At 45.6% G+C, this 17,975-nt stretch carries 18 protein-coding genes; 5 read left to right on the top strand and 13 right to left on the bottom strand.

Annotated elements, in window-relative coordinates:
* Positions 1-55 precede the first annotated feature (55 nt).
* Entirely contained in the window at positions 56-979 is a 924-nt protein-coding gene (locus ELR70_RS04635) for a histone deacetylase (RefSeq protein WP_054013708.1), read from the bottom strand.
* Positions 980-1,084: 105 nt separating this feature from the next.
* Between ELR70_RS04635 and ELR70_RS04630 the strand changes: the two genes are divergently transcribed.
* The gene (locus ELR70_RS04630; RefSeq protein WP_054013709.1) at positions 1,085-1,699 is read left to right on the top strand and encodes a flavin reductase family protein; all 615 of its coding nucleotides are present in this window, start codon (positions 1,085-1,087) and stop codon (positions 1,697-1,699) included.
* A gap of 217 nt (positions 1,700-1,916) precedes the next feature.
* Complete coding sequence (locus ELR70_RS04625; RefSeq protein ID WP_054013445.1) at positions 1,917-3,863, top strand: discoidin domain-containing protein; 1,947 nt, start codon at positions 1,917-1,919, stop codon at positions 3,861-3,863.
* Positions 3,864-4,082: 219 nt separating this feature from the next.
* On the opposite strand, the gene ELR70_RS04620 is transcribed toward ELR70_RS04625, so the two are convergent.
* Positions 4,083-5,465, bottom strand: a complete 1,383-nt coding sequence (locus ELR70_RS04620; protein WP_054013446.1) for a Na+/H+ antiporter NhaC family protein — start codon at positions 5,463-5,465, stop codon at positions 4,083-4,085.
* A gap of 252 nt (positions 5,466-5,717) precedes the next feature.
* Between ELR70_RS04620 and ELR70_RS04615 the strand changes: the two genes are divergently transcribed.
* On the top strand, positions 5,718-6,608 hold the full coding sequence (locus tag ELR70_RS04615) for a DMT family transporter (RefSeq protein ID WP_054013447.1): 891 nt from the start codon (positions 5,718-5,720) through the stop codon (positions 6,606-6,608).
* 83 nt (positions 6,609-6,691) lie between these two features.
* On the opposite strand, the gene ELR70_RS04610 is transcribed toward ELR70_RS04615, so the two are convergent.
* A complete protein-coding gene (locus ELR70_RS04610; RefSeq protein ID WP_054013448.1) occupies positions 6,692-7,360 on the bottom strand; it encodes a hypothetical protein in 669 nt (222 codons plus the stop codon).
* A gap of 268 nt (positions 7,361-7,628) precedes the next feature.
* Between ELR70_RS04610 and ELR70_RS04605 the strand changes: the two genes are divergently transcribed.
* Positions 7,629-7,721: a DUF2237 family protein gene (locus ELR70_RS04605; RefSeq protein ID WP_235577038.1), complete on the top strand. Its 93-nt coding sequence runs from the start codon at positions 7,629-7,631 to the stop codon at positions 7,719-7,721.
* Between the two features lie 47 nt (positions 7,722-7,768).
* Here ELR70_RS04605 and ELR70_RS04600 read toward each other — a convergent pair whose 3' ends face one another.
* The 4 genes from ELR70_RS04600 to ELR70_RS04585 form a co-directional block, all read right to left on the bottom strand.
* On the bottom strand, positions 7,769-8,104 hold the full coding sequence (locus ELR70_RS04600; protein WP_054013449.1) for a hypothetical protein: 336 nt from the start codon (positions 8,102-8,104) through the stop codon (positions 7,769-7,771).
* A 175-nt stretch (positions 8,105-8,279) separates the two neighbouring features.
* Entirely contained in the window at positions 8,280-9,074 is a 795-nt protein-coding gene (locus ELR70_RS04595) for a response regulator (protein WP_128064485.1), read from the bottom strand.
* Positions 9,008-10,603 carry an ATP-binding protein gene (locus tag ELR70_RS04590; protein WP_128064484.1) on the bottom strand — a complete coding sequence of 532 codons (1,596 nt, stop codon included), beginning with the start codon at positions 10,601-10,603 and terminating at the stop codon, positions 9,008-9,010. Before ELR70_RS04590 ends, ELR70_RS04595 begins: the two co-directional genes overlap by 67 nt.
* A complete protein-coding gene (locus tag ELR70_RS04585; protein WP_054013451.1) occupies positions 10,600-11,625 on the bottom strand; it encodes a cytochrome c peroxidase in 1,026 nt (341 codons plus the stop codon). The genes ELR70_RS04590 and ELR70_RS04585 overlap by 4 nt, the downstream gene beginning before the upstream one ends.
* A gap of 76 nt (positions 11,626-11,701) precedes the next feature.
* Between ELR70_RS04585 and ELR70_RS24760 the strand changes: the two genes are divergently transcribed.
* Complete coding sequence (locus tag ELR70_RS24760) at positions 11,702-11,848, top strand: hypothetical protein (RefSeq protein ID WP_160317346.1); 147 nt, start codon at positions 11,702-11,704, stop codon at positions 11,846-11,848.
* Positions 11,849-11,868: 20 nt separating this feature from the next.
* Here the strand turns inward: ELR70_RS24760 and ELR70_RS04580 are convergent, their stop codons facing one another.
* The 6 genes from ELR70_RS04580 to ELR70_RS04555 form a co-directional block, all read right to left on the bottom strand.
* Positions 11,869-12,345, bottom strand: coding sequence for a GNAT family N-acetyltransferase (locus ELR70_RS04580; RefSeq protein ID WP_054013452.1), 477 nt, complete (start codon positions 12,343-12,345; stop codon positions 11,869-11,871).
* A gap of 252 nt (positions 12,346-12,597) precedes the next feature.
* A complete protein-coding gene (locus ELR70_RS04575) occupies positions 12,598-13,653 on the bottom strand; it encodes a hypothetical protein (protein WP_054013453.1) in 1,056 nt (351 codons plus the stop codon).
* An 11-nt stretch (positions 13,654-13,664) separates the two neighbouring features.
* The gene (locus ELR70_RS04570; RefSeq protein WP_054013454.1) at positions 13,665-14,726 is read right to left on the bottom strand and encodes a hypothetical protein; all 1,062 of its coding nucleotides are present in this window, start codon (positions 14,724-14,726) and stop codon (positions 13,665-13,667) included.
* Between the two features lie 310 nt (positions 14,727-15,036).
* On the bottom strand, positions 15,037-16,080 hold the full coding sequence (locus tag ELR70_RS04565; RefSeq protein WP_054013455.1) for a GGDEF domain-containing protein: 1,044 nt from the start codon (positions 16,078-16,080) through the stop codon (positions 15,037-15,039).
* Between the two features lie 280 nt (positions 16,081-16,360).
* A complete protein-coding gene (locus tag ELR70_RS04560) occupies positions 16,361-17,017 on the bottom strand; it encodes a LysE family translocator (RefSeq protein WP_054013456.1) in 657 nt (218 codons plus the stop codon).
* A gap of 105 nt (positions 17,018-17,122) precedes the next feature.
* Entirely contained in the window at positions 17,123-17,860 is a 738-nt protein-coding gene (locus ELR70_RS04555) for a helix-turn-helix transcriptional regulator (RefSeq protein ID WP_054013457.1), read from the bottom strand.
* Positions 17,861-17,975 lie beyond the last annotated feature (115 nt).

Genomic DNA, 17,975 nt, shown 5'->3' with positions numbered 1-17,975 from the left:
TAACAAGTGCAGACCAATTATTGTTCAATTGAGCCTTAATCACGTATAAATGAGTTTAAAGCAATGCCGCCTGTTCAACCACAATAGCATGACGCTGAGCCAGGCGCAGGTGATCTTTGTCGTAACCGCCGCCAATCACAGTGGCAACCGGTACGCCTGCTTGCTGACAGGTTTTCAGTACCAGGGCGTCACGCTGTTCCAGACCCTGCCAGCTGATATCCAATTTGCCCAGACCATCGTGTTCCCAAATATCCACACCTGCGTCGTACAAGACCAGATCCGGATTTAGGTCTTCGAGCAGGCCTTTCAGAGTGTCTTCTACAATATGCAGATATTCTGCATCTTTTAGGTTGTTCGTAAGACCAATATCCAGATCGCTACTGTGTTTTCTAAACGGAAAATTCTTTTCGCAATGGATGGAACAGGTAAACACATAAGGGTGATGCTTTAACATAGCTGCCGTGCCATCTCCCTGATGGACATCCAGGTCAAAGATCAGCACATTGTCGACCTTCCCCTGCTCAATCAGTGTTGTAGAAGTAAATGCCAGGTCGTTCACCATGCAGTAACCGGAGCCAAAATCATAGTGTGCATGGTGAGTCCCGCCAGCAAGGTGACAGGCCACGCCATGTTGTAAAGCCAGTTCAGCCGTTTTGAGTGTCCCCAGCGGTGCTGTAAACGTCCTTGCCATCAACTGCTCAGACCAGGGCAGGCCAATACGCCGCATGGCCTTTGCACAAAGCTGGTTACGCCAAAGGTCCCACAGGTAGGTGTCACAATGGACCGTTTCCAGCGGCTCTGGCGAGCCCAGTTGAGGCTGATGCACATTATCACCAATCAATCCCATTGCCTTCACCTGCTGATATAAATTAGCAAATTTACTCATTACAAAGCGGTGATTCGGGTCAAAACTAAATGAATAGTTGGGGTGGTACACCAAAGGCAGCCTGGTGTTAAAAGGTTGGCGATTTATATACATATCCAAAACAAACCAAAACACGGATGGCATGAGTGTAACCCATCTTTCCTCCTGTTGGTTAGTATGGCACCATGGTTGTCCCTTAACTTTGCATATTTGTGTTTTATGGAACTGAACTTTGCCGACTTCTCGCCAACCCAGATTTATCACCTGATGACTCAGACAGTGATCCCAAGGCCCATCGCCTGGGTGTTAACCGAGTCCGGCGCTCAAAACTATAACCTGGCGCCCTTTTCTTATTTTACCGCGGTATCCAGCGCCCCGCCTTTGCTGATGTTTTCAGCAGGAAAAAAGCCAGGCGGAGAAATCAAAGACACAGTGAAAAACATCAAAGCCACACGGCGCTGTGTGATCCACATTGCCTCTGAGCAGGATGCGGAGTTAGTGACGCAAACCGCCGCAACTTTGCCCCATGGCGAATCGGAAGTCTCTGCAAACAACATAGCGCTTGCTGAATTTAACGGCTTTTCACTGCCACGGATCGCCCACTGCGATATTGCCTACGGGTGTGAGCTGTATGAAGTACAGGAGATCGGCGACACACCGCAAAACCTGGTGTTTGTGAAGATAGTCAGCTTGTATCTGAGCGATAAAGTCACCGAGCTGGACCACAAACAACGCCTTAAGGTCCTGGCTGATAAAGCCGCCCCTCTGGCGCGCCTTGGCAGTGCAGAGTATTCGGGAATAACAGCACCGTTTACCAAGACAAGACCTGAATAAGCTGCTCTTCTATCATTCCACTTCAGTGAGTCTTATTACTGAGACTCACTTTTAACCACTTAACCCCAAATTTCTGGCAAAAAAATACCGCAAACAGCATAAAGGTTAAACACTTATGCTCCAAACTTGATTTAGTTCCTTGTTTTGTACCATGCAATGGCGATAGAATATTTTATGTCTAATCGCCCGATTAGACTCTCATAAAAGGAATGAATCAATGAAAAAAATAGCTCTGAGTTGCTGTTTGATGATGTCGTCAATGGCCAACGCATTTACCCTCATCGAAGATATTAAAGTTTCCAGCGACCCTATAACTGTTGCCATTCACGGCTATACCGATCCGGTTATTATTGCATCTGTACCAACCATGAATGACAAAGATGCTGGTGTGATATCCATTTCTAACGTGACATCAAGCAGCTTCGATGTGCAATTTAAAGAATGGCCTTATCTGGATGGTGTGCACGGTGAAGAGTCGGTCTCTTTCTTTGTTATAGAAAAAGGCCGCCACACACTAGCTGATGGCAGCGTGTGGGAAGCGGGTAAATTCCCGATGCAAAGTGGTAGCAGTCATGTATTTTTCAAAGAGAGCTTTGAGCACACCCCCCATGTATTACTGACCGCGCAATCCCAAAATGAAAGCGATGCATTTGCACTGCGCGTTTCAAGTGCTTCCAGCCAAACTTTTGGCGTAACGCTTCAGGAGCAGGAAGACGGTAACGGACATGGCGAAGAATCCATCGGTTACCTTGCCGTATTTAGCCAGGAAAAGCGCGGCGCACTGGACACTGACGGCCTTTATTATACATTGCGCCAGGAAGCCATTAATCAGGACGGCCTGAGTGTCGAGCCGGGTACTTTACTGATCCAGGAAGAGCAATCTAAAGATCAGGAAACGGCTCACTTGCTTGAACTAACCAGCCTGCTTACAGTTGGCAATCAGTTGTTCGCGCAAGACAACACTCGCTACGGTTCTGATCCTATGTCATTACGCTATCAGGCGCCGGTTGACTATATTATTGAACCAGGCGAACAAACCGGTGAATTTGGTAATATCGCTCTGTTGGGCACCAATGGCCTGACTGAAGCATCATATACAGCCAGCAGAACTCACTCACATCACAAAACCGCAGGCGGATTTGACGGTTACAACAGCGGAACCTTGATCAATAGTGACTCTCCTGGGAAAGTGACTAAGGGGATTTGGATCTCTACCGTCGACGAAAAACATTGGCTACAGGTTGCATTTAACCAAGCTGCCTACATCACTTCATTCCGGATTGTCCAGTATAAAGAAGCATCAGATCCGGGCATGGGACCTAAAGATGTGACGTTGCAAGTTTCATATGACGGTCAGACTTTCACCGATCATGAGTCTTTTACACTCGAAAAATCGCTTGATCAAACCATTAAGCTCAGCAAACCCGCTGTTGGCAAATACATACGTCTGCAGATCGATTCAACTCAGGGACACCGTTACCATGTGATCAGTGAACTTGAATACTATGGCGGCTTTGTCAAAGGTGAAATCACTGATCCTGTAGAACCACCCGCAAGTGCTCAGGGCACGACCTGCGAATCCATCAAAGCAGCTAATCCATCCGCCGCTTCAGGCCTTTATCAGGTTGACCCCGACGGCCACGGCGGTCACGATGCCTTTGATGCTTATTGTGAAATGAATCACCTGGGTGGTGGCTGGATGCTGGTTGCCAGTCACCAAGACGGGCTGGATACACTTAACAGCGTCACCCCTTTGGTTCCTCAGTCTATCGGTGTAACCGGCACTACTGAGTGGCAAAGCGCACGTGATAACATGACAACAGGTATGATGTTCGTAGATGAGCACCAGCGCGTTTCTATGATCAGTAAGGCCAAGCTGGACAATGGTAACTGTGCTAACCTCAGCCAGACTTCAAACCTGATGAGTCCTGCAGCGCCTTACGACACATACGTATTGTGGCAGAATGAACAAAATGGCTGTAGCCTGAGTGGGCTTGACTACTCTTACATTGCTTTAGGCACCAAATACGGTGCGCGTGGTGAGAGCTATCTGATCTCTGGCGCATCTTTGTTCCAGTTCGACGTTAAGTTCGATGTGTGGCCCTATGCGGATGAACGCTTCAGTGCTCAGGAACAAAACGCTTTATGGTATTACATTAAATAACCACTCACAGTACATAAAACTCTTCTCAGTGCACATCCGGCTGAGAAGAGTTTTCGTTGACCCGATAAAGACGCAGCGTCCCCATCAGACGTGTAATTTAACAACCTATCAATGCACTCAGCCTTGCTATTTAGTGGACTGCCTTATTCCCCCTGTTAGAAGGACGCATACCACTACAGTTATTGAAAGGCAGCAACGCTCTTTATCTTTGAAATATTATTATGCAATTATTAAAAAACCCACGAAAGCAATGCCTGCTGCCAGTAACGCATACGGTAACTGAGTAATGGCGTGGCTTATCAGGTTACAATCTGAGCCTTGTGCCGCTAACACGGTGGAATCTGAGTAAAAGCATGCCTGACTACCAAAAGATGATGCCGACAACAATGCACCAATCACCAATGGTATGTTTGCGTCAACTGCTACAGCCAAAGGCAATACAATGGGAATAGTTACAGCAAAAATCCCCCAGCTCGACCCGGTTGCAAAAGCTAAAATAGCCATAGATAAAAACACCATTGCCGGTAGCAATTCTGCCGTCATGTAGGGGCTTAGCGTGTTGATCACATACTGTGGTAACAGTAATTGGTCACACACATCCTTAAAAATAAATGCCGCAATCACAGTGCCAATGGCCGGTAACATACATTTAAACCCATTAATCATCTGCTCCAGCATATCAGCCAGTGGCATCAATCGCTGTGCCAGATAAAACGGCATGGTCACTGCCAGCGTCGCCAGCAAACCTTTCCACACGTCAATATCAAAATATACTGTAAAGGCTACCAACAAACCCAAAGGCAGCAAGAAATTGTACAATTTACCTTGGGTATCTGCCTGTTCAAACTCCTGCTCTATCGCCTTTGCGGCATACTGATCCGGGGTTTGCACTTCTTCAAGATCAACTTGCGCCAACGCAGGATCTCCGCCACGCGCCGCCAGCTCTGCTTTTTTCATGGGGCCAAAGAGCGGGATCACACCCAGCACCACCAGCGGCACCATAATCACGGCCACCCATGCGTACAGCATGTAAGGAATAGCCGTAATATACGTACTGATCCCTTGCCCCTCAAGGGCCACACCGTTATCAACCAAAAGGCCGCCAAAGAATACTGCCCATGTCGACAATGGAACCAGCACACAGATAGGTGCCGCTGTAGAATCCACAACATAAGCCAGCATTTCTCGGGAGATTTTAAATTTGTCGGTCACCCGGCGCATAGTTTCACCCACGGTCAGGGCATTAAGATAGTCGTCTATAAAGATCACAACGCCCAATACATAAGTCATCAGTAGCGACGACTTGGGTCCTTTGGCCAGTTTCAAAGCACTGCGGCCAAAAGCCAGCGCACCACCGGTATGCACCAGCAACGCAATCAGGGCACCAAAGGAGCCACACACTAAAATCAGCCAGCCGATGGTTTCATCGCCCATCACTTTAAGCGATACCGCAGCAAAGTTTGCCAGTACGCCCGATATATCCACTAAAGCCAGGCCAACCAAAGCCCCAATCACCAGAGATAAAATTGGACGACGAAGAATAATTGCCAGTGTTAACACGACAACAGGGGGAATAATGCTAATTGCACAGGGCTCAGCCATAACCATTTCCCAAATTTCTATAAACACAAAAACACGCCTGACAAGGCGAGTAAGTTCTGCCTAATTTTGGGTTGACTAAATGCTGTATGGCCCTCATTGAAACATCGCAGCGAAATTAAACTTAGTTCAACACGACGTCAATCATTTTTTAGTTACTTTTTTACGATTCTTATTCAGCTGAGGCTGCTACCATGCCTCCTTCGTGTGATTTATGTATACTAGCCGCTTTTAGTTCAGCAGAAGAATAATAAGATGATTGGAATAGGCGAAGGTGCAGCCATCAGCGCAGCACTTGTTTGGGCATTTTCGACCCTTTTATACAAGCGGTTTAGCCACCATCTGAGTCCATTCGAGTTAAATGTCAGTAAAGGCGTCATTGCATCTGTACTGATGGCACTATGCCTGCTCGTTGCGCAAGATACAGTATATCCAGCGCAATCATCAAGCTGGGCCTGGCTGATAGCCAGTGGGGTATTGGGTATTGCCATTGGTGACAGCGCCTATTTTGCAGCACTCAGAAACATTGGCCCGGCACGTACCTTGGTGATTGAAAGCCTGGCCCCCGCCATTGCCGGCATTCTGAATATCCTGATTCTGGGAGTTTACCTCGGACCTGTTGCCTGGCTTGGCATCGCGGTGACAACTTTTGGTGTTATTCTGGCGATAAAACCTAATAAAGCTCAACCGCTCCCGGACAAAACCCATTATCTGCTGGGCGTATCCTTTGCGCTGACGGCAGCAACATGTCAGGCCGCCGGTATGGTGCTCTCAAAAGGCGCATTAAACAACGAGGAAATAAGCAGCTTGTGGGCCGCATTGATCCGTCTTGCATCCGGCACCTTATTTGTTGCTTGTCTGGTTGCCTGTCTGAAATCCCACAATCTCAATAAAGCACTGACACTAAAACAAATATCAGGTAAACGTTGGTTGTTTATCGCGGTATTTTTCGGCACCTTTATCGGCCTGTGGTTGCAACTTATATCCGTGAATAACACGGACCCTGCAATCGCACAAACCATTTTTGCGACAGCCCCTTTGATGGTGATGACCTTAAGCTTGATCCGCAAAGAAGCAGTGACCAAAGCTATGTTATGCGGCGGCGCAATTGCACTATTTGGCGTGTTTTTGCTGTTGCAAGGGTGAGACTAGGTAACACATCAGATCTCATATATCTGGGTTACGGCAAAGCTGGACAAAGACTTGAACAACCCCATTTGTACCAGCTTTCATTTCTGACTCATTTGAAGTTGCGATGCCTGGTGCAGTTTGTAAGCTTTTACCCACTCCTTTTCGACAAACCAGTCATCACCATTTTCTTCAATCTGGCGGATGATTTCATGTGATGTTAGTGTATCAGCCCATTTAAACACATACTCAGCGGTGTTGATCATCGCCTTTTTCAGCAACTCTCTGGCTTCTTCTTCAGTAACGATATCGGCACCACGCTCAGTGATCCAGCCACGAAGTAACCCCTTTGGCATTTCCCACTGTTTTTTAACAAAAAAACCTTGTTTTATAGGCTCAGCTTCAATAAGTCCGCCATAGTACAGAGGGAAATAAGCTGATGTTTCTCCACGACTATTGTGCGCATTGGTATACTGCCACTGTTTATACTCAGGAAGTTGCATGGGATTTATCTGCACCGGACCATAGTGATCAGCATGCTGCATCGGCTGCATCGCCTGAAAATCCTCACGCTTAACATAGTTATAGAAAACCACTGTCAGATATTTAAGAAAAATGCTTTGGGAATGAGAAATATTAGCTAGCTCAAAGGCCAACATATACTTATCGTTAGCCAAGTACCAGCCGCCATTATTGAACTTGAACCCAAGCGGCAATAGATACTCACTGCCTAGTTCTTTTGACAGGCTATAAAACTCATTGGCTTTCACTTTGATACATCCTTTATTAAAATATCCATAATTTAGCTAAGTCACGGGCATAATAGCGTAACAAACTGCGTGATAAAACATTATGCTCAGTAGTTACAGGAGCAAACACGAAATAAGAAAGCGGTAGCATGTAATTGAGCCAAGTCATGCGACTTTTTTCTTCGATGTACAGGCTCTAAATCGAGCGCCCTTCATATTCCACTCAGAGTAAACTTCATTGCAGTCGCACACGTATAATGTCCACTTATCTAATTAATGGAAATCAAACATGGCTAAGAATGTACTGGGTGGTGAACTAAAGTCTTGCTGCATTGATCCGTTAACTGGCTTTTTAAGAGATGGCTTTTGTAACACTAACTAAAATACTGCTACTCAGCCAAGTCTGGCGTAAAACAGGGTGGCTCTAATTTAACTATCAATTACTTCTAAGACCTTCACTTTACACCAGTTTGATTTATCACCTCTGTCTGCATACCAAATATTGACCTTCTTCTTGCCCATTAATGCAGCCAATGCCGACCCATGCACTAATGAGCTGTTGGTCCATAACTCACAGGTCACTTCCGGATTTGCGGGATTGGGCCCAACCCTGCCACTGCCATTAATGTGCATCCAGACACGTACAGAGTCATCGTTTGTTTCATATACCTTCAATGACGTCACAGAGGCATTTGACACAAGCCGCTCTGCCGATAGAGCATCGCAGGAAATCAGTAAAAACAACATAAAAAACACATTTTTCATCGTATCTATCTCTTTTGTTAGCCTCTAAAATAGAACACCATCAGTGTCCCAAAACAGCAAAACTGACTTTCAGTTTCAAATTATGCATTCTGGTCTCTTTTGAGCCAAGTTGCTGGCCTTGTGGTTATTTATACCAATTGGTTATTCTGGCACATTTGCATAACTAAACGCGACGCTATTGTATATTGAACAAATATTTGTTCAATATTTTATCCAGCTCGTCGGTCTTAAACGGCTTTCCAAGGTGATCGTTCATACCAATACTCAGATATTTATCCACCTCGCTTTGCATTACGTTGGCAGTTAACGCAATAATCTTAAGCACTTCCTTACTGTATATTTCTCGCACAATGCGTGTGGCCTCCATTCCATCCATTACCGGCATCTGAATATCCATCAAAACCAAATCAAACGCGCCATCACATGCCTTGATTGCATCAACCGCTTGCTGACCATTTTGTGCAATTACTATTTCTACATTAAACCGGTCAAGGAGTTTGGTGGCGACAATGCGGTTGATTTCATTATCCTCTACCAGCAACACGCTAAATGTTTGGTTCTCTGCGGTGGCACCTGTTGGTGTAGATGCCACCGGCTCATTCACAGGCGAGCCCTCATTAAGATTATCTTTAATAAAAATACTGATTAGATCACGTTTTAACAGGGGCTTATACAATATAGGATAATCGACTTTGGGGGTTATGCTTTGCTCTGTGTGTGCCGTGTAAATAACGACCTTGGCAGGCAGTATCGCCAGGGCATCAAGTCGTTCTAATAATTCGTTGGCCTCGCAATCGGGTAACACCCAGTCTAGCAGTAACATATCAAATGTTTCGGCCGACAGCCGCGCTTCAGCTTCCACCCCAGTCTGGGCACGCGCTACGCTCAGCCCAACTGAAGACGCTATATTAACACTGACTTCCATATATACCGGATCGTCTTCCACGATAAGTATTGAGCCGTCCAGCATGATTTTTCTGCTCTCTCACTCGGCATTGGGGCATGACTCAATGTTGCCATCGGCAAGCGAACCATAAACGTTGAGCCAACGCCAACCTCGCTGGTTACGCTGATTTCTCCTTCCATCAGCTCAGCGAGTAATTTACAGATGGTCAACCCTAGTCCGGTTCCTCCATAGCGCCGAGTGGTCGAGGATTCGGCCTGAGTGAAACGCTCAAACAGCACGGCAACTTTGTCCTGCTCTATGCCAATGCCCGTATCGCTCACCGAAATTTCAAGCCAGTCACTGGCGGCATCTTTGGGTTGCCTGTGCACCGCTAAAGTAATGGTGCCCTCTTCAGTGAACTTTGCGGCGTTAGAAGCAAAGTTAAGCATTATCTGATTAATTCTAACCGGATCGCCGATATACCATTCATTGAGGTTTGGGTCGATATCAAAAACCAACTTTACCCCTTTGGTATTGGCGATGGGTGTGATCAGCGAGCGTAAGTTATCCAGCAGCTCCTCAAACTGAAAGGGAATTTGTTCAATATTGAGTTTCTTTGACTCAATTTTGGAGAAATCCAGAATATCATTGATTATGGTCGTCAGTGCGTTTGCCGAAAACCTTACTTTTTCCAGATAATTTCTTTGCACACTGGTCAATTCGGTGGACAAAAGAATATCCGTCAGCCCCATAATGCCATTCATCGGCGTTCTGATCTCATGAGACATATTAGATAGAAACAAAGACTTAGTTTCAGCAGCCTGATTTGCCTGTTCATTGGCACGCTTCAAACCGCTCATAAGCCGTAATAAGACGATTAAAATCAGCGTAAATACCAGTAAAAGAAACCAAAAAACGGAGTGTATCATCTGCCAGTATACGCTATCGACTTGATTGCTCAGTTGTTGTGTCTCCCCCAGGATAGCAGTCGATAAGCTACTGTTTTGTATTGGCACCAGTAAATTAGAAGCCGCCAAAGCATTTTCCAGTATGAACTCAATATGTAAGCGCATGACCCTGAAAGAACGTCTTTCCTGCTCAAGCTGAGCAAGTGTCACCATAGACTGTGCAAGTTGCTGACGGACCTGCTCAATGACCGTATGCGAATTTGTCACCTGCAGATTAGATACCAGTGCCGCACTTCTACTGACAATTAACTGTGCTTGTGGTGAAAATGTACTACTTTCTAACTCTTGTTTTGCAATATAGCGATATGATGTTTTGAGCATAGAGGCGAGCTGCATGTAAGTATCAATGGCATCGTGAAAGTGCGATATTGCCACATTCATCTCTTCACTCAGCAGCTGTTGTGACACCAGCTCATTATAAATACTTTCAAATTCAAGCTGCTTTTGTGCATGCTTGTCAAAATGATAAATATTGCTATCCATAGCTGACAAAGTTTCAAGCGATAACTCACTAGTGGCTCTGTTGAGCCGCTCCTTCAAAGCCAGTGTAGCCTGCATATCCCGTAACTGATGGTATTCACCAATCGCGTTTGAACCGAGCCACCAAATCAGTAACAGAATTATCCCTTCAAGTATGTATTTCACTCTTTCAATGACCTCGGTAGTTCACCTGAAAAAGCTTGCAGCAAAGCTTCCAGATCAGCGATATCCTCCTCGTTGAGTTCCAAACCCAACTGCCCTCTTGCCATCAGCTTTATTGCATCCGACAAACTAGCCACCGAGCCATTATGGAAATAGGGTCCGGTATTGGCGACATTACGCAGACTTGGGACTTTGAATACAAACTTGTCCTGCTCGTTACGGGTTAACTGATAACGACCAAAGTCATTCAATAATTCATTGGGCATTCTCTCCAGGCGGCCCATTTTCTGATAGATATTGCCGCCAATATTGCGACCCTGATGGCAGGTCACACACCCCAGTTCCACGAATTTACGATAGCCGCGTTGCTGTTGCGCCGTTAAGGCGTTTTTTTCGCCGAGCAGATAGGCATCAATCGGGGTATTTTCAGATACCAGTGACATCTGGAATGCAACGATGGCCTTAGTGATATTTTCTGGCGTGATGCCCTCATCTGACACCGCGCTGAAACTACTGACAAAGTGAGGCTGCTGCTGCAGCTTGGCAATAACCTGAGACCAGTTACTGGCCATTTCTAATGGATTATGAATAGGTAACGGCAACTGGCTGGTCAGGTCTGGGCTACGCCCATCCCAGAACTGCCGGAAATTAAACACGGCGTTTATCACGCTCGGGGCATTTCGGCTGCCCAATTGCTGATTTATACCAACGGATACCGGAAACCCATCGTCTCCTCCATTGTACAAATCATGGCAAGATGCGCATGAGGTAGTATTGTCTGCTGAGAGCAAGGGACTTTTAAACAGTGCTTTACCAAGCTGGACCCAGCCAACATCATACTGTTCCAGGCGTGGCAACGGCTGAATAGCAGCATCAACCCATTGTGTGGAGTAAGTGACCAGCTCCATGTTGTTAACCGTAGCCTCACGGCCACGGCTACCATCGAAGAAATAAAATTGTATCATTAGGCTCAAAAACACAGCCACCAGCCCACTGAATACAATCACCACATAGTTGGTACTCATACAGTTCCCATCCCTGAAGAGTTTCTCAGACCCCGACAATGGTATAAGTATAGACCACTCAAACGAAAAGCTTTCCATGCAACTGAATATAACCAAGGCTGCACAGCGGTGGTGTGAGACACAGTCCCGGGTGTCTGTTGAAGCGCTCGCCCTGTTGTTAATTGCGTATCACAGCCATGAGGCGATGAAAGGACACATCCTCGAGATAAGTCAGGCCATATGATTTCCTTTCATACATCCCAATTAACTGGAGGAGATTTTACCATACATAATATATTGCGGACCCGCAGGGCCACCCAGATACTTATCATCACAAACTGCCAGCCCTGCTTTTAGATAACAAGTATAAGCGCCCAGATTTTGACAATTGACCCCCAAATATAACCAATGATACGACGAATAGTGGACAAACAAATAAGCCAGCAGTGCTTTTACCGCTTCAGTCCCCAGCCCTTTACCCTGATATTGTTTATCAATTACAAATGCACGTAACCCAATAGCGCCAGCCGGACAATATTCATATTTTTTGTCATAAGCCAAATCAAGCTTGAAGTAACCAACCAGAGTATCATCGAGCTTGATGACATGTAAGTGTGTAGTATCACACTGGTCTTCTAAAAACTCGTCCGGTGTGCCGGCAAAACGAATTTGATCTGGTGCAAGCTGTATCATTTTAACAACAGCCATGTGGGCTGGAGATAACTTTTCGATGACGACCATACCTATCCTTACATCGTTATAACATATCAACAAAATTGGGAACAAAAACACTAGCGAACAATCGCTCAAGGATCAAGCAAACCCGGTGATTGAGCATCACGTACTTACAAAGCGCTTAGTCATAAGAAAAATGGCAAATCTGCTGCGTGGACTTATACCTGAGGTGTGCGTTGACCTTTAATTGTCTGGTCACGCAGCAAATCAATCCGCAGGTTTGCCTTATTCTACTGGACATGCAAGAGAATGTTGAGCTTATTGAGCACCCAACTGTTTCAAAAATGCCAGTTTTTGTCGTTCCTGCTCAGTGGGTGTATAGGGCACTCTGCTCAGTTCAGATAAGTCCACACCATCGAGCATATAGGTATCCACGTTACTGCGGCCATAGCGTGCTTTCTCCTGCGGCGAACCAGACATACGTTCTACCACAAAGGTTGTTAACTTAAGCGCTGAAGCATGCTGCGGTAGAACACTTTGGTGGATTTTAAGTGGCAATATTTGCGTTCCTTCACTCAGGCGTTTTCTCGCCACAACATGAGACAATGGCTGATCGCCCGAAAACAGATTAGCCCTGACTCGATAGATCCCAGCCTCTTGCACTTTAAGCCTGGCATATACAAGCAGATCGCTGCCCTGTACCTGCGGCTGTTCCAGGTTAAGTAATTCGGCACTGGGTTTCATATAGTGGATCTGCGCCACCAAGGGAATTTCATCTCCTCTGACGTGAGCGCGAACAGTCAGTTGTAGCTCCCTGGGAAATGTTTTCTTTCCCTTAATACGCGATGTGTAGCTGCCTTCTTGTTCTACCAAGCTTTGGGTAGTCAGTACTTTGTTACTGTCGACTTCGCTGACCGTTACTGTGGCGCTGTATATATCGCTGCCCGTTAGTACTAACTCTATCGGCTCTGGGTATACAAAACGATATTGGCTAAGCTTGAGCGTCAATACCTCGTCTATATTCTGCGTTGGAATGGTGACGGGATAAAAATGATTAGGCTTGAGTCTGTCAGCATCTGCCGCTGTTAATGGCTGTGAATAAGGTGCAAACTGCAATTGCTGTTCATAATGCTGAGCAATGTGTTCTGCGGCTTCCGTCATTTGCACGGGAATATGTCTGTCTCGTTTTTGCAGGGGTGTTGTTTGTGGCGCCACCTCAGCAGCTGCTTTCGCTTTTTTAACAAGTGGCGCTTTCGCTGGCGTATTTTTGTTAGTTTCGGTTTGAACCTGAGCAGGCTCAGCGTCACCGCTGAGCCACCAGTAACCAAGCCCGATTGCCACAAACATCAGAATAATGAACATCCGGGGCTTCATACCTTTCTCTCCTATTGCATCGCATTAAGCATTAGACGAGACAGGCTGTTATTCCCTGAGTTTTCAACATAACGATAGGTACTTTTCCAGAACCAGGCACCCGTTTCTTCGTTGTAAGTATTAAAGTTAACGGTATTGCCATCAAGCAGCTGTTTGCTGGTCTGAGCGGCGGTCACTTTGCCTTCTGCACGGTCATTGATCACAGAGAAATGGTCGTAGTTATCGCTCATCAACATTGGGTAGTGATATGGCATGAACCCACTAACAGCATCACTTTGAGACGCGATTTTTCCGCTGGTAGCGATACTTGTGCTACAGCTGCCAAAATCGTCAGCACGACTTGCGCCACACGCGGAGTGTGTTGCAACGACACTATCGTCTGTTCCTTTTAAGAAAAGCTTGGTTGCACCGAGAAACAGTGTGCCATCCGCAACAAAACGCAGTCTTGGTGTTCTTGCTTCAGGTAGCGCTGCTATTTGCCTTGCGTTGTTCACTTTCAGATCATTCAAAACACCTAACCGACCTTCTACAGAGCCACCCAGCCAGGCTCTGATCGCCGCTTCAAGAAGTGGGTTCAGACCCGCAGTTCCCTGTGCAACGCTGACAGCCAAGTCGGCCAGCTCACTACCACCACCGGCTCCGGCAATGTCAAAAGTGGCAACGATATTCAGAGGCGTCATACCTGCATTTTCCAGCCAGTTCGCCTGATTATCCAGTAAGTAACGGGCAACTAAATCACCTGTTGAATGCGTAACCAGAATACAACCCGGCTGACAGGTTCCCTGTTGTGACATTTGCTTTAATTTTGGCCAGACATAGTCACTGGCTATCTTGCCTTCAATGCGCTCAAGTGCAGGCCAGTCAATGCGAACATCAGCATGTTGACCCCAAAATTCTGACCAGTATGACTCACCATCGCCCGTTACATCAATTGGGTAACCTGAGGTCACCTGACTGGTCTGAAGACCGTGAATAAGTACAACTTTGTAACCACTTGCAAACGTATTAAATGCCACCGAACTTAGCAGGAAAAGCCAAGACAGGCGCAGGTAGTATTTGATTTTGTGCTGCATAATTTCCTCTTTAATCCTATTAAAATCATTGTGTTCTGTGACCAGCCTTCAAACTTGTATCAGTCGGCAATTTGCCATGCCACGACACTACCTACTGGCGAAATTGCACAAATGTGACACTCATCTGACGTCTGACCTTTTGGTAAAGCGAATAATAAGCTAATGAGTATATGATCAAAAATCAACCACAAAATGAATGAAAATTAAACTTTTATTAACGTATGTAATTCGGGGAATAATATATATGAGGAAAGTTAATGGTTCTTTTTGCTGACAGAAATTGTTATGCAGGTCCAGTGTCAGTAGCCGACTAACCGGCCACTTCTACCCTGTCACGGCCATGTGATTTGGCCAGATACAAGGCCCTGTCAGCCAGCTCAATAAGCGATTGCCATGGCGCACCTTCTTTATGTAGTGCAATACCAAAACTGGCGGTGATTTGCCTGATAGGATTGCCCGTTTTCTTATCTTTTACTGAAAGTTTTCGAATATCCTGACGGATCATATTAGCAAAACTGACCGCTTCACTTACACTGCTGAGTGATAAAGTCAGGCAAAACTCTTCACCACCATAACGATATGCATCACCACGACCCTGAGCATGATGCGCCAACTTTTCGGCCACTTTACGAAGAATATCGTCACCTTTTTGATGACCAAAGTCGTCATTGAATTGCTTGAAGTGATCAATATCAACAAACACCAAGACCTTTTGCTTGCTCATCGGATGAGTACAGAAATTGACAATATCTTCGTCAAATTTACCACGATTCAGCAGGCCGGTGAGCTTATCCGTGCTGGCCTCTCGTTGCGATGCAAAAAGAGCTTCTTTTAGTAATTTGATTTCGTCATAGGCCACCTCCAGCTTATTCTGAAAACCCAGCGCATTTTGCTGCATCATGACTGCTTCGCGCGTCAATCTGGATACATAATCCAATACTTCGTCGTAAGCACGAGGATCGTGTTCAGATCCCTGCCTTTTCAAGTTGTGCAACCCATAGTGGCATTCAGATAAAAACGCAGAAAAATCCTGTGACGTCTCGAGCGTTTGCGAAATTTCATTCTGAACCTGATCTATGGTGCCCTGAAAAGAATGAGATATTTCATGAAACAACGCCAAATCTTGCTGAGAAAGATACTTGTCAAACAACTCTCTGGCTAAATGAGGAGGACAACTCTGGTAGCGCGCCAAAATTTGATCTAACTCGACATTCAATTCAGGCTGCGACCCCACAACATAGCAGTAGCAAATCGAATAATTTAACGGGGTCAGTGGGATCCGGTAACGGATCATGATCGGCAAAGCCTGTTTCAGGTAATGCGCAGAGCGCGTCAGTGTTGTTTCAAATTCCATATAGGTCCGTCAAGCCACATTGTCGGGGCAATGTTTTATTGTTTAATTATTGTTCTACTTTTGGAGCCAAGCGAATGCAATACTAAATAATTAGAAAAAATTAATCAATGATATCGTGTCATTTACAATTAAATTCATGTTACCTTTGCTAAAACATAAAGTATTCTCTCGATTAGATTCAGGAAATATATTATTCACCGCCCCGGGAAAAGTAGACAAAATGTATTTAATTAAGGAACACCCCAACCTTAATTGTTGCTTATTACCATATAATGAATTCTCATTTACTCAACACTAGCCGTGCCGATAACACAATAAACAAAGTACCCAAAATTCCGTCTAGGTGCACAGCCCAGCGCTTAATGCTTTTTGCCCGTGTTACAATAGTTTTTGCCAAATTACTGAAAGCAGCAGCAAATAGCAGGTTAATGAAAAACGCAAACAGACTAAGCAGAAGCCCAAGTACAATTAACTGTGTAGTCATCGCATACTCTGAAGAGGTAAATTGAGGTAAAAACAAACTGAAGAATAACAACGCTTTGGGATTAAGTAAGTTATTAAAGCATCCACGCCTGATCAGCTCTAACCCATTAAGGTCTGAATCGGTCATAGCAGCGCTCCTCTCTGGCTGCGCTGTGTCACTATGCTTGTGCCAATGCAGCAACATCTTCACACCCAAGTAGGCGAGATAGCCCGCCCCGATCATCTTTATAATCAAAGCCACAAGCGGCATGGTCTGCATTAACTGCCCGAGGCCAAAAGCCACCAACGCTGTCTGAATCACACCCGCAAACAAAATACCCAACGCAATGAAGAGTCCCGCTCGAAACCCCTTTGTAGCAGAGTAACTGGACAAAAGAATCAGATCAGGGCCCGGGCTGATTACCAAAAAGAAAATGGTCGTAAAAAACAAAGGCAGTGAGCTGATATCTATCATGGTATCTCCGGGTTCTATGTTGTATCGTCAATAAAAACCCGACATCGTACCTATTTAAATACAACAAAGAAACCTTTCGTCGACATAGCTTAATGAGATATGTTTTTAATCATCCCGCCTGAGATCATTAAACAACCCCAGTTGCCAGGGGCGCATCGCCATGAATAGCCCCACACTCTGACGCTTGTCCAGAGGTAACCGTGCATCCTGTTGGTTAAGCTGAGCAACTTCTTTGGTGAGCTGCTCAAGACGACGCCGTACCACACTGATGGTGGCATCACTGTAGCTTCCGCGTAAATAAAACCGAAAGCTATCCTCACGGTTAAAATCTCCCTGTAAAAACTTGGTCAACACCTGTTGTTCGATAAACCGCTCAAGCGGGCCGCCGGAGATCCAACGAAAGTCTTGAGCAACCAGCGATTTATAACGATTATTAGGCAGCAGCTGGATCATGTTCAGACTGTCTAAACGCGCCAGCAAGCGGATACACTCCAGTTCATCTATCAGATACTGCGAAATGATGTCTTCAAACTGCCAGCCATCACGCACGCACACAGCCACTAAAAAGAGCTTTGGATTCTCCATCAACTCCTGCTCCTGCGCCTGCGTGAGCTGGCTGATAAGTGATTGCTTTTGCTCTCCAAGCGCAAACAAATCAGCCAAAGACAATTGCATCAGATCACAGATCTGCTCAAGTCGCTGCAAGCTAAACTGCTCGCTGGCAAAGACCCGCTTCACATTGGCCTCGCTCATATCCAGTGCATTGGCAACCTCTTTATAGGTCAGTTTGTGTTGCTTCAATAGCTGTTTAAGCGTTGAAGTGATTAATGGGATCTGGCTCAAAGTATTAAATTCCTATACTTATAGTCTCTAATTACTATACATATTAATTTTGAGTATACAAATTCAATCCCTCCGGTAAATTGGAAAGCAAGTCAACGCAAACCACATGGTTTGC

Origin of the sequence: Pseudoalteromonas sp. R3, from assembly GCF_004014715.1 — a bacterium.
In the GTDB taxonomy this organism is placed as follows: Bacteria; Pseudomonadota; Gammaproteobacteria; order Enterobacterales; family Alteromonadaceae; genus Pseudoalteromonas.
This window is presented reverse-complemented; position numbering and strand designations above follow the sequence as displayed.